The sequence below is a fragment of the Barrientosiimonas humi genome (assembly GCF_006716095.1).
GTDB lineage: Bacteria > Actinomycetota > Actinomycetes > Actinomycetales > Dermatophilaceae > Barrientosiimonas > Barrientosiimonas humi.
In genome coordinates this window covers 1,364,935-1,376,993 of the sequence record NZ_VFOK01000001.1, presented here as the reverse complement: position 1 = coordinate 1,376,993, position 12,059 = coordinate 1,364,935, and the positions used below count along the sequence as shown (strand labels likewise).

Annotated in this window: 13 protein-coding genes and 1 tRNA gene; 11 read left to right on the top strand and 3 right to left on the bottom strand. The window is 73.4% G+C overall.

Translation table 11 applies throughout. From position 1 onward, the window contains the following. Positions 1–12 precede the first annotated feature (12 nt). From xerD to FB554_RS06450, 6 genes are all read left to right on the top strand, one after another. Positions 13–939 carry a site-specific tyrosine recombinase XerD gene (xerD, locus tag FB554_RS06475; RefSeq protein ID WP_142005223.1) on the top strand — a complete coding sequence of 309 codons (927 nt, stop codon included), beginning with the start codon at positions 13–15 and terminating at the stop codon, positions 937–939. Positions 940–1,063: 124 nt separating this feature from the next. Further along, entirely contained in the window at positions 1,064–1,972 is a 909-nt protein-coding gene (locus tag FB554_RS06470; protein ID WP_392426072.1) for a ParA family protein, read from the top strand. Positions 1,973–1,977: 5 nt separating this feature from the next. Further along, the gene (locus FB554_RS06465) at positions 1,978–2,964 is read left to right on the top strand and encodes a segregation and condensation protein A (RefSeq protein ID WP_142005222.1); all 987 of its coding nucleotides are present in this window, start codon (positions 1,978–1,980) and stop codon (positions 2,962–2,964) included. Next, positions 2,942–3,613, top strand: coding sequence for an SMC-Scp complex subunit ScpB (gene scpB, locus FB554_RS06460; protein ID WP_420809464.1), 672 nt, complete (start codon positions 2,942–2,944; stop codon positions 3,611–3,613). The genes FB554_RS06465 and scpB overlap by 23 nt, the downstream gene beginning before the upstream one ends. After that, positions 3,610–4,485: a pseudouridine synthase gene (locus FB554_RS06455; protein WP_142005220.1), complete on the top strand. Its 876-nt coding sequence runs from the start codon at positions 3,610–3,612 to the stop codon at positions 4,483–4,485. The genes scpB and FB554_RS06455 overlap by 4 nt, the downstream gene beginning before the upstream one ends. Then, entirely contained in the window at positions 4,482–5,564 is a 1,083-nt protein-coding gene (locus tag FB554_RS06450; protein ID WP_142005219.1) for a prephenate dehydrogenase, read from the top strand. Before FB554_RS06455 ends, FB554_RS06450 begins: the two co-directional genes overlap by 4 nt. Positions 5,565–5,587: 23 nt before the next feature. On the opposite strand, the gene FB554_RS06445 is transcribed toward FB554_RS06450, so the two are convergent. Further along, positions 5,588–6,163, bottom strand: coding sequence for a toprim domain-containing protein (locus FB554_RS06445; RefSeq protein ID WP_142005218.1), 576 nt, complete (start codon positions 6,161–6,163; stop codon positions 5,588–5,590). Between the two features lie 82 nt (positions 6,164–6,245). Between FB554_RS06445 and cmk the strand changes: the two genes are divergently transcribed. From cmk to FB554_RS06420, 5 genes are all read left to right on the top strand, one after another. Next, the gene (gene cmk / locus FB554_RS06440; RefSeq protein WP_142005217.1) at positions 6,246–6,980 is read left to right on the top strand and encodes a (d)CMP kinase; all 735 of its coding nucleotides are present in this window, start codon (positions 6,246–6,248) and stop codon (positions 6,978–6,980) included. Continuing rightward, positions 6,964–7,659, top strand: a complete 696-nt coding sequence (locus FB554_RS06435) for a lysophospholipid acyltransferase family protein (protein WP_236022308.1) — start codon at positions 6,964–6,966, stop codon at positions 7,657–7,659. The genes cmk and FB554_RS06435 overlap by 17 nt, the downstream gene beginning before the upstream one ends. Positions 7,660–7,744: 85 nt before the next feature. Then, positions 7,745–9,220 (top strand): ribosome biogenesis GTPase Der, encoded by a 1,476-nt coding sequence (gene der / locus FB554_RS06430; RefSeq protein ID WP_236022307.1) that lies wholly within the window; start codon positions 7,745–7,747, stop codon positions 9,218–9,220. A gap of 119 nt (positions 9,221–9,339) precedes the next feature. After that, positions 9,340–9,416, top strand: a tRNA-Pro gene (locus tag FB554_RS06425). Positions 9,417–9,620: 204 nt separating this feature from the next. Beyond that, positions 9,621–9,917 (top strand): YrhK family protein, encoded by a 297-nt coding sequence (locus FB554_RS06420; RefSeq protein ID WP_142005215.1) that lies wholly within the window; start codon positions 9,621–9,623, stop codon positions 9,915–9,917. Between the two features lie 71 nt (positions 9,918–9,988). On the opposite strand, the gene FB554_RS06415 is transcribed toward FB554_RS06420, so the two are convergent. After that, the gene (locus FB554_RS06415; protein ID WP_142005214.1) at positions 9,989–11,494 is read right to left on the bottom strand and encodes an MFS transporter; all 1,506 of its coding nucleotides are present in this window, start codon (positions 11,492–11,494) and stop codon (positions 9,989–9,991) included. 78 nt (positions 11,495–11,572) lie between these two features. Next, positions 11,573–12,031 carry a redox-sensitive transcriptional activator SoxR gene (soxR, locus tag FB554_RS06410; protein ID WP_142005213.1) on the bottom strand — a complete coding sequence of 153 codons (459 nt, stop codon included), beginning with the start codon at positions 12,029–12,031 and terminating at the stop codon, positions 11,573–11,575. Between the last annotated feature and the right edge of the window lie 28 nt (positions 12,032–12,059).

Sequence of the window (12,059 nt, the reverse complement as noted above, 5' to 3'; positions counted from 1 at the left end):
CACAATGGCGGGATGCCGACGACCCCTCTCGAGCGCGCCGTCCGCGGGTGGCTGGACCACCTGCGGGTCGAGCGGGGCATGTCGCCGCACACGCTGCGGGCCTACGAGCGCGACGCCCGGCGATACCTCACCTATCTCGACCGGGCCGGCGTGCGCGAGCCGGCCGACGTCACCGAGGCGCACGTCACCGGCTTCCTGGCCTGGCTGCGCGAGGGCGACGAGGAGCACCCACCGCTCGCGGCCAGCTCCGCGGCCCGGGCCGTGGTCGCCGTGCGCGGCTGGCACCGGTTCCTCGCGCTCGAGGGTGACGTGACCGCCGACGTGGCCGGGGCCGTACAACCGCCGACGCCGCCGCGCCGGCTCCCCAAGGCGATCCCGCTGGACCAGGTCGAGCGGCTGCTGTCGGCGGCGAGCGTCGGCGACACCCCCGCGTCGCTGCGCGACCGCGCCCTGCTGGAGGTGCTGTACGGCATCGGCGCCCGGGTGAGCGAGGCCGTCGGCCTCGACGTGGACGACGTCGACCTGGGGGAGCGGTCGGTGCGCGTGCTCGGCAAGGGCGACAAGGAGCGGGTGCTGCCGCTCGGCAGCTACGCGGCCGAGGCGGTGACCGCCTACCTCGTGCGGGGGCGGCCGGCCCTGGCCGCGGCGGGGAAGGGCACACCGGCGCTGTTCCTCAACCAACGCGGCGGCCGGCTCTCCCGGCAGAGCGCCTGGACGGTGATCCAGCACGCCGCCGACCGGGCCGACCTCGCGGGGCACGTCAGCCCGCACACACTGCGCCACTCGTTCGCGACGCACCTGCTCGACGGCGGGGCGGACGTGCGGGTGGTGCAGGAGCTGCTCGGCCACGCGTCGGTGACCACGACGCAGATCTACACGATGGTCTCGGTCCACCAGCTGCGCGAGGTGTTCGCCGCCGCTCATCCGCGCGCGCGGTGACGCCGGGGCCGGCCGCGCTGCCCGCGCGCGCAGGTGCGCCCGCCCCTCCGCGCGCTCGGTGACGTGCGTTAGGTTGGGCCGCGATCGGCGAGACGCCGAACGTCGGCAGGCGGGAGTGAAACGCGTGACATCGCAGGCATCTGCGGGCGAGTCGCACCAGCGACTGCCCGGCACCGAGTCCGCAGGCAAGGGACAGCTCGGCCCCACGGGGCGACCGCTGCCCGCCTTCCCGCCTCCCCCCGCACTCGCCTCGCACGGCCCGGCCCGGGTCATCTCGATGTGCAACCAGAAGGGCGGGGTCGGCAAGACCACCAGCACGATCAACCTGGGTGCGGCCCTGGCCGAGTACGGCCGCAAGGTGCTACTGGTCGACTTCGACCCGCAGGGCGCGCTGTCGGTGGGCCTCGGCGTCAAGGCGCACGAGCTCGACGTCACCGTCTACAACCTGCTCGTCGAGCGCTCGCACGACATCAAGGACGTCATCCGCCCCACGGCCACCCCGGGCCTGGACGTGCTGCCGGCCAACATCGACCTGTCCGCGGCCGAGGTCCAGCTCGTCGGCGAGGTCGCCCGCGAGATGGTGCTGTCCCGGGTGCTGCGCCCGGTGCTCGACGACTACGACGTCGTCCTCATCGACTGCCAGCCCTCGCTCGGCCTGCTCACGGTCAACGCGCTGACCGCCTCGCACGGCGTGATCATCCCGCTGGAGTGCGAGTTCTTCGCGATGCGCGGCGTCGCCCTGCTGGTCGAGACCATCGAGAAGGTCACCGACCGGCTCAACCCCCGCCTGCAGATGGACGGCATCCTCGCGACGATGTACGACGGGCGCACCCTGCACAGTCGCGACGTCGTGCGCAGCGTGGTCGACCACTTCGGCGACACCGTGTTCCACACGGTGATCACGCGCACGGTGAAGTTCCCCGACGCGACCCTCGCGGCCGAGCCCATCACGACGTACGCCTCGACGCACGGCGCGGCCGAGGCCTATCGCCAGCTCGCGCGCGAGCTCATCTCGCGCGGTGGGGCGGCCTGACGGCGATGAGCGCCGACGAGGCCGTCGTCGCCCCCGAGGCGTCGGCGCCGGGCGCCGACGCTGCGCCGGCGTCCGCGCAGCCCGAGGCTCCCGGCGGCGTGCTGACCCGGCGCGCCGCGGACGCGCCGTTCGAGGTGCACCTGGACGTCTTCTCCGGCCCGTTCGACCTGCTGCTCGGGCTGATCTCCAAGCACAAGCTCGACGTCACCGAGATCGCGCTGGCCAAGGTCACCGACGAGTTCATCGCGCACATCCGCGAGGCGCAGGAGCAGCACAGCGACTGGGACCTCGGGCAGGCCTCGGAGTTCCTGCTCGTCGCCTCGACGCTGCTGGAGCTGAAGGCGCACCGGCTGCTGCCGACCTCCGGCCCCGACGACGAGGACGACCTGGAGCTCATCGAGGCGCGCGACCTGCTGTTCGCGCGGCTCCTGCAGTACCGCGCGTTCAAGGAGTCGGCGGCCTGGATCGGCGAGCGGATGGCCACGCACGGGCGGATGACCGCCCGGCAGGCCGGGCTCGAGGAGCAGTTCGCCGGGCTGCTGCCCGAGCTGATCATCAACGTCACGCCCGAGCAGCTCGCGATGATCGCGGCGCGGGCCATGACGCCGCGGCCCGAACCGACCGTCGGCCTCGCGCACCTGCACGCCGCCCAGGTCAGCGTGCGCGAGCAGGCGGCGCTGGTCGTCGAACGGCTGCGCGAGCGGCGCACCGCCTCGTTCCGCGACCTGGTCGCCGACGCCGACTCCACCCTGGTCATCGTCGCCCGATTCCTCGCGCTGCTCGAGCTGTTCAAGGAGGCGGCGATCGGCTTCAACCAGCCGGAGGCGCTCGGGGAGCTGACCGTGCGCTGGACCGGCGACGAGGCCGGCCAGGTCGAGATCACCGACGAGTTCGACGAGGACATCCCGGACCAGGACATCCCCGACCAGGACATCCCGGACGAGGGAACCCCCGATGAGGAGGACGCGCGTGAGCGACGACCCGCAGACTGAACCCCAGCCCGAACCGCCGCAGCCCGACGTCGTGCCCGAGGCGGCTGAGGCGGCCGAGGCCGAGCCGGAGCAGATCGCCTTCGACGTCAGCGACTTCCCGGGCGGCGCACGCAGCGCCATCGAGGCCGTGCTCATGGTGGTCGACCAGCCGGTGACCGCCGACGAGCTGGCGAGCGCGCTGGAGCTGTCCGTGGAGGACGTGCGCACCCACCTCAGCGACCTGGAGCGCGAGTACGACGAGCAGCAGCGGGGATTCGCGATCCGCAGCATCAACGACGGGTGGCGCGTCTACAGCCGCTCCGACTTCGCACCGGTGGTCGAGAAGTTCCTGCTCGACGGGCAGCAGGCGCGGCTGACGCAGGCGTCGCTGGAGACGCTGGCGGTCATCGCCTACCGGCAGCCCATCTCGCGGTCGCGGGTCAGCGCGGTGCGCGGCGTCAACGTCGACGGCGTGATCCGCACCCTGCTCACGCGGGGGCTGATCCACGAGCTGGGGCAGGACACCGAGGGCGGCGCGATGCTCTACGGCACCACGCCGCTGTTCCTCCAACGCATCGGGCTCGGGTCGCTGGAGGAGCTGCCTCCGCTGGCGCCCTACCTGCCCGACGCCGATGTCATCGACGAGCTGATCGAGCAGGGGCAGGCATGAGCACTCCACGAGGCCGCAAGGCGGCCGCAGGCAAGCAGCAGCGCTCCGGCGGTGGCCGGTCGGGGCAGGGTCCGCAGCGCGGCGGGCGCCCGCGCGCGGCGGCTGCGCAGCGCACCCCGCGCAGCGAGCGCGTCGACGTGCACCAGCCCGACGGCGTACGTCTGCAGAAGCTCCTCGCGTCCGCGGGCGTCGGCTCGCGGCGGGCCTGCGAGGTGCTGATCACCGAGGGTCGCGTGCAGGTGGACGGTCAGGTCGTCACCGAGCTCGGCGTGCGCATCGACCCGACCACGCAGGTCGTGCACGTCGACGGCGAGCGGGTGCAGCTCGACGACTCCAAGGTCTACCTGGCGTTCAACAAGCCGCTCGGCGTCGTCTCGACGATGCACGACGAGCTCGACCGGCCCTCGGTCGGTGACTACCTCGAGCAGCGCAAGGACCGGCTGTTCCACGTCGGGCGGCTCGACGTCGACACCAGCGGCCTGCTCCTGCTCACCAACGACGGCGAGCTGGCCAACCGGCTCCAGCACCCGTCGTACGGCGTGCCCAAGACGTATCTCGCGGTCGTGCCCGGGCCGATCCCGCGCGACCTCGGCAAGCAGCTGCGGGCGGGCGTCGAGCTGGAGGACGGGCCGGTGCGGGTCGACTCGTTCAAGATCGTCGACTCCCAGCCGGGCCACGCGATGGTGCAGGTGGTGCTGCACGAGGGGCGCAAGCACGTCGTGCGCCGCATGCTCGAGGCGGTCGGCCACCCGGTGGAGTCGCTGGTGCGCACCGACGTCGGCGCCGTGCACCTCGGCGAGCTGCGCCAGGGCAAGATGCGCCCGCTGAGCAGCCGCGAGATCGACAGCCTCTACAAGGCGGCCGGCCTGTGACGACCGTCCGCGTCGTCGGCACGGGACTGCTCGGCACGTCGATCGGAATGGCCTTGTCCGCCAAGGGTTTTCGCGTGCAGCTGCACGACACGTCGCCGACGTCGGTGGCGCTGGCGCGCGACCTGGGGGCCGGTGAGGTGGGCGACGACCCGGCGGACGTGGTCGTCGTCGCGACGCCCCCCGACGTGGCCGCGAGCGTGGTCGCTCAGCAGCTGCGCGACCAGCCCGACGCGGTCGTCACCGACGTGGCGTCGGTGAAGCAGACGGTGCTCGAGGAGCTGCGCGAGGCCGTCGGCGGCGACGCCCTGGCTCGCTACGTCGGGTCGCACCCGATGGCCGGACGCGAGCGCTCGGGGGCGGTCGCCGCGCGCGCCGACCTGTTCGAGGGGCGCACGTGGGTGCTCTGCCCGCACGAGACGACGGCCGACCGAGCGCGTGCCTCGATCGACGAGATCGCCCGCGCCGCAGGGGCTTCCGTCGTCACGATGCCTGCGGCGGAGCACGACCTGGCGGTCGCGGCGGTGTCGCACCTGCCCCAGGTGGCGGCCAGCCTGGTGGCGGCGCGGCTGCGCGACCTGCCCGACGACGCGGTCGGTCTGGCCGGCCCGGGCGTGCGCGACGTGACCCGCATCGCCGCGTCCGACCCGCTGCTGTGGACCCAGATCCTGGCGGGCAACGCGGCCAACCTGCTGCCGGTGCTCGACGCGGTGGCCGACGACCTCGACCGGGTCCGCTCCGCCGTCCGGGCGATCTGCGAGGGGGAGAACGCCGCGACGGGGGCGCGCGGGGTGCTCGCCCAGACCATCGCCGACGGCCAGACCGGCCACGCGCGGCTGCCGGGCAAGCACGGCGCGCCGCCGACGGCGTACGCCTCGGTCATCGTCGTGCTGCCCGACCGTCCTCGCCAGCTGGCCCAGCTGTTCGCCGACGTGGGGGACGCGGGGATCAACCTGGAGGACCTGCGCATCGAGCACGCCGTCGGCGCCCAGGTCGGCCTGGCCGAGCTGATGGTGCTCCCGGCCGCGCTCGAGCCGCTGCAGGAGGCGCTCACCGCCGCCGGCTGGCGGCTGCACTCCTAGAGACGGCGCGGCCGAGGGCGGCCTCAGGCCGTGCGGGCGCCCACCAGCGCCAGGGCGTGGGCGACAACGCCGGAGAGCGGTGCCGGGGTCGTCGCGGGGGTGAGACGACGGGCGAGCTGCTCGGCGAGCAGCGCCTTGCGGCCCGAGCCGGACCCGGCGAAGCGGTGCAGCTGGTCGCCGATCGGCCGGTCGCGCCACTGCGGTTGGTGCACGAACGTCTCGAACCGGGCGCCGTCGCCGATCGCGTCGAGCGCCTCGACCACCTGCGCCGGGCCGAGCGCGCGGATCAGCTCGTCCTCCAGGTCGGCGTCGCACTCGAAGAAGCCGTGCTCGACCAGGCTCGCGCCAGGTTCGAGCCGCACCCCGCGCCGGCGCAGCGCCCGGGTGACGAACCGGCGCTCGGCCGCGTCGTAGAGACCGGCGCCGGCGCGCCCGGCGGTGCGGGCCAGCCAGCGGTCGACGTTGGTGATCCCGCCCATCGGCAGGACCGCGACGGCGTCGAGCGCGTCCTGCGCGGCCAGCAGATGGCGTACGACCACCGCGTCGCTCTCGCCCTCGACGAGCACCACGACGCTCTGGGACGGATCGCCAGGCGGCACCGTTCGATCCTGCGGCGAGCGGCGCACCAGGTCAACGGAGTTCGCCCGATGCGGTGCGGTCGGCCCGGCGCCGATCGCTAGCATGACGGCCGTGATCGACGACCCCGCCGCCGCCTCCCGCACCGCCGACGAGCAGGTCGTGGTGGCGATCGACGGGCCGTCCGGGTCGGGCAAGTCGTCGGTCTCGCGCGCGGTCGCGACCCGCCTCGAGGTGGGCTACCTCGACACCGGCGCGATGTATCGCGCGCTCACCTGGTGGTGCCTGGAGCGCGGTCTCGACCTGTCCGACCAGGACGCGGTGGCCGTCGCGTCGCGCGAGCTGCCGCTCGTCATGAGCCACGACCCGCAGGCGCCCGCGATCACGGTCGACGGCACCGCGGTCGACCTCGCCATCCGCGAGACGCGCATCTCCGAAGCGGTCTCGGCCGTCGCCACCAACCTCGCCGTGCGCGCCGACATGAAGCAGCGTCAGCGCGTGCTGATCGGCGAGATCGCTTCTGCCACAGGGGGAGTCGTGGCCGAGGGCCGTGACATCACCACCGTCGTCGCGCCCGACGCCGACGTGCGGATCCTGCTCACCGCGTCCGAGGCCGCGCGCCTGGCGCGTCGCTCGAAGGAGCTGCACGGCAGCGACGACGACTCCTCGCTGGAGCGCACCCGCGAGCAGGTCGTGGCCCGCGACGCGAAGGACTCGACGGTCTCGCAGTTCTCGGTCGCCGCCGACGGGGTCGTCACGGTCGACACCTCCGACCTCGACTTCGAGCAGTCGGTCCAGGCGGTGCTCGACGTGGTGCGGGCCGGTGTCCGCGCGGGCTGAGGTGACGGCGCCGAGCGAGCGTCGCGCCGCCGCCGGGCGTCGGCTCGGCCGGGTGCTCGCCCCCACGCTGTACGCCGTCCGCCGCTCCGGCGTCGACCGCGTCCCTGCGGACGGCCCGCTCGTGGTGGTGTCCAACCACTCGGGGTTCCTCGACGGGCCGCTGATCTACTGCACCTTCCCGCGGCCGCTGCACTTCCTGGTCAAGCGCTCCTACTTCGAGACGCCGTTCGGGGTGCTGCTGCGCGGCACCGGTCAGATCCCCATCTCGCAGGCCACCGGCGACCGCGAGGCGCTGGCCGCCGCGCGGGCCGTGCTGGCGCGCGGGGGAGCGGTGGGCGTCTTCCCCGAGGGCACCCGCGGCAGCGGGCAGGTGGAGCAGGCCGAGCAGGGTGCGGCGTTCCTCGCGCTGCAGGCCAAGGCGCAGGTGCTGCCGGTGGCGAGCCTCGGCACCCGCACCACCGGGGGCGGGCGCGACTCGTGGCCGCGGCTGCGCAGCCGGATGGAGGTGGTCTTCGGCGAGCCGTTCCGGATCGACGACGACCTGGGCGGCCCCGGCCGCGAGCGGATGCGCCGCGCGACCGAGACGCTGCGCACCGGGCTGGCCGAGCACGTGCGTGCCGCCGTCGCCGCCACCGGTCTCGCGCTGCCGGGCGACACCCCGCCGCCGTCGCTGCGCTGACGCCGGCGAATCCGATTCCCGTCGCACGGTCGCGGTGCGCGACAATGGCGGCTTCCCGCACGCCCGCCACGACTCGAGGAACGACGTGACCGAGCACGACCCCGCCGCACCCGCGACCGACGCCGACGAGGCCGCGGTCGAGCACGCCCTGCGCGTCGGCCTCGACGAGTTCGAGCTGAGCGAGGAGGACCGTTCGCTGCTCGACGCCGACGCCGGTGACCTCGACGACGGCGCCGGCGCGGACGTACGCCCTGTCGTGGCTGTCGTCGGACGGCCCAACGTGGGCAAGTCGACCCTGGTCAACCGCGTCCTCGGTCGTCGCGAGGCGGTCGTTGAGGACGTGCCCGGGGTGACCCGTGACCGGGTGGCCTACGACGCCGAGTGGTCCGGCCGCCACTTCACACTCGTCGACACCGGCGGCTGGGAGGTCGACGCGCAGGGCATCCACCTGCGGGTCGCCGAGCAGGCCGAGGTGGCGGTCGAGCTGGCCGATGCCGTGCTGTTCGTCGTCGACGCGCGGGTCGGCGCGACCGACACCGACGAGGCCGTCGTGAAGCTGCTGCGCCGCTCGAAGAAGCCGGTGATCCTGGTCGCCAACAAGGTCGACGACCAGCGCACCGAGGCCGACGCCGCGATGCTGTGGTCGCTGGGGCTCGGCGAGCCCTACCCCGTCTCCGCGCTGCACGGCCGGGGCAGTGGCGACGCGCTCGACGCGCTGCTGGACGTGCTGCCCGAGAAGTCCGCGGTCGGCGGGGCGTACGCCCGCGGCGGCCCACGCCGGGTCGCGCTGCTCGGCCGGCCCAACGTCGGCAAGTCGTCGCTGCTGAACAAGCTCGCCGGCGACGACCGGGTGGTCGTCGACGACGTCGCCGGCACGACCCGTGACCCGGTCGACGAGCTGATCGAGCTCGGCGGCAAGACCTGGCGCTTCGTCGACACCGCGGGCATCCGCCGGCGCGTGCACCAGACCCGCGGCGCCGACTTCTACGCCTCGCTGCGCACGCAGGCCGCGCTGGAGAAGGCCGAGGTCGCCGTCGTGCTCATCGACGTCGAGGAGCCGATCGCCGAGCAGGACATCCGGGTCGTGCAGCAGGTCATCGACGCCGGGCGCGCGCTGGTCATCGCCTTCAACAAGTGGGACAGGCTCGACGAGGAGCGCCGCTACTACCTCGAGCGCGAGATCGAGCGCGAGCTGGAGCGGGTCACCTGGGCGCCGCGGGTCAACGTCTCGGCGCGCACCGGGCGGCACGTCGACCGGCTCGTGCCGGCCCTGGAGACCGCGCTGGACTCCTGGGACGAGCGCATCCCCACCGGCAGGCTCAACGCCTTCTTCGGCGAGATCGTCGCGGCGCACCCGCACCCGGTGCGCGGCGGCAAGCAGCCGCGCATCCTGTTCGCGACGCAGGCCTCGACCCGGCCGCCGAAGTTCGTGATCTTCGCCTCCGGCTTCATCGAGGCGGGCTACCGCCGGTTCCTGGAGCGGCGGCTCCGCGAGGAGTTCGGGTTCGACGGCACGCCCATCGAGCTCGCCGTGCGGGTGCGCGAGAAGCGTCGGCGCTGACGGACGTACGTCGGGCGCGGCGCGGCCCCACGCGACCGGCCCCGATTCGTTGAGACGGCAGGCGCTGCGCTAAGGTTCAGGTCGCCCTGAACGGCGGTCCCGACCGTCACTCGGGGCATCGGGCTGTGGCGCAGTTTGGTAGCGCACTTGACTGGGGGTCAAGGGGTCGCAGGTTCAAATCCTGTCAGCCCGACCATGTGATGTCTCAGGACATCGCGGACACCCGGACCCACGGATGCGTGGGTCCGGGTGTTCGTCATTTCGGGGTTCGTGGCTGGTCGTCGCGGCGTTCTGCGGGCACTCCTGCTGTGACGCAGGACACCCGCGACCGCGGGAGGGCGCCGGTCGCCGGGTGGTGTTGTCGATGTCGTACGCACGACGACAGGAGCAGAGCACACCGATGCAGACCCACACCGGACCCGGGCGCGACGTCACGCTGACCGTCGGCCACGAAGAGCTGCGCATCCGCGGCATCTACGAGGTCGTATCGATCACCAACGACTTCCTCGCGGGACTGCTGTTCGTCGTCGGCAGCATCATGTTCTTCTGGCAGTCGACGATGTACCCCGCGACGTGGTGCTTCGTGGTCGGCTCCTTCCTTTTCCTCGCTCGGCCGGCGATCCGGCTGACCCGCCGGGTGCACCTGGGCCGCATCAGCGGCGCCACGAGGCCCGGCGAGAGTGCCCGCGACTTCTGAGCGAGCCGCGCCAGGCGCCCGGCCCAGTGCTGCAGCCCCGGTGCTCCCGGTGAGCCTTCCGACACATCGCGTTACCGCTCCGCCCGCTGGCGGCCACCGGCGGACGCGAGGAGCATCACGACGACCACGGACAGCACGAGGCACACCACACCGACGCCGATCTGGGTGAGGTGCCAGGAGCTGGTGAACGCCTCCAGCTCCGCCGCCCGGGCGGGGTCCTGGACCGGGGCGAGCCTGCCGGACGCGACCTGCGCAGCCCTCTCCGGTGCACCCAGCTCGCGCGTGAGAAGGCCGAGCAGCGCAGCGCTGAAGGCGGCGATCACGAGCGCCTCGGCCGCCCCGCGCAGGGTGTTGAGGAAGCCTGCCGCGGTGCCGACGAGGCGGGCCGGGACAAGCGACATGGCCTGACCGTCGGTGATCCCGAACGACGCGCCCATGCCGATCCCGATCAGCAGCAAGGGCGCCGCGACCCGGGCGATGGTCGCCTCGGGGGCCAGGAGCAGCAGACCGAAGTTTCCCGCGACGACGCACACCAGGGCGATCGTGATGAGCCACCGGGCCGGCACCCCGCGGTTCACCAGCGTGGCTGCTGCGATCGGGGCCACGAGCACCGGAGCGGTGAGCAGCAGCATCACCAGCCCCGCGGTCGCGGGGGAGTGGCCTGCGGCGGCCTGGAGATACGTCGGCAGGAACACGAGTGCGCCGAGGAACCCCACCGACGTCGTCAGCGTGGCGAGGCACCAGCCCATGAAGCCGCGATCAGCGAGCAGCTCGGGGGCCAGGACCGGGGCCTCGCTGCGCCGCTGCACCACCCCGAACGCCGTCGCGGCGACCGCTCCGAGGAGGAGCACGACGAGTGTCGCCGGGTGGGTCCAGCCGAGCGCGGGGGCCTCGAGCAGGCCGAACATGAACGCGGTCAGCGCCACCACGAACAAGACGCTTCCCGCCCAGTCCGTGCTGCTGCTGGGGTCCCGGGACTCCGCCAGCCGCCGGGCACCGAGGGCAACGAGCCCGCCCACCGCGGCGAACACCGCGAAGCTCCCACGCCACCCGGTCAGCGTCACGAGAGCTCCGGTCATGGTCGGACCGAGAGCGATCCCGACCCCGGCCATGGTCCCCATGAAGGCGAACGCGCGGTTGCGGGCCGCGCCGTCGTAGACGGAGGCCAGCAGTGCGCCGCCCGCAGCCATGATCCCTGCGCCACCGACGCCCGAGACGATCCTGGCGACGTCGAGAACCAGGATCGACGGCGCGACGCCCGATGCCAGGAAGGCGAGGGCGAACACCGCCGCCGAGGCGGTGAAGACCCGGCGTCGGCCCGCACGGTCGGCCGCGGCTCCGGCCACGAGGGTCATCGCGGCGAACGCCAGGTTGTAACCGGCCACGACCCAGCTCAGCGCCGAGCCAGAGGCGTTCAGGTCGCGGCCGATGTCCGGCAGCGCGATCGCCGTGCCCGAGATCGAGGTCGCCACGAGACCGACCCCGACCAGGACGACGGGCAGCGTGAGTCGGGCGGGGGCGCGAGAGCGTACGTCGGTGGCGGGGTCTGCTGCTGTGGTGCCGGACGATGGGGTCATCTCGGAGTCCTTTCGACGAGCGGGGCACGCGCCCCGCACCAGGACTCCAGCACCTCAACTTCTGTTGAGGTCAAGCGATCACGTGTCACCGAGCAGCCGGCGCGGCCCGCTGCCGTGCTTGCCGAGGCGGTCGTTCTGGTTCGCGAGCAGGCAGCGGTCGATGGACAGGCAGCCGCAGCCGACGCAGTCGGTGAACCGGTTGCGCAGCTGCTGCAGCCGTTCGATGCGGGCGTCCAGCTCGGACTGCCAGCCGGCGGTCAGCCGCTCCCAGTCCTGCCGCGTCGGTGCACGGTCCGGGGGCAGGGTCTCCAGCTGGTCGCGCAGGTCGGCCAGCGGGATCCCGAGCTGCTGGGCGATCTGGATCAGCGCGACCCGGCGCAGGACGTCCCGCCGGAACCGGCGCTGGTTGCCGGCCGTGCGGGTGCTGGTGATCAGGCCCTGCCGCTCGTAGAAGTGCAGCGCGGACACGGCGACGCCAGATCGGGTGGCGACCTCACCGACGGTGAGCTCGGCCTGGTGCCACTCCGGTCGCCGCATCTGCCCCCGCCTCTCGTCCCCGGCCACG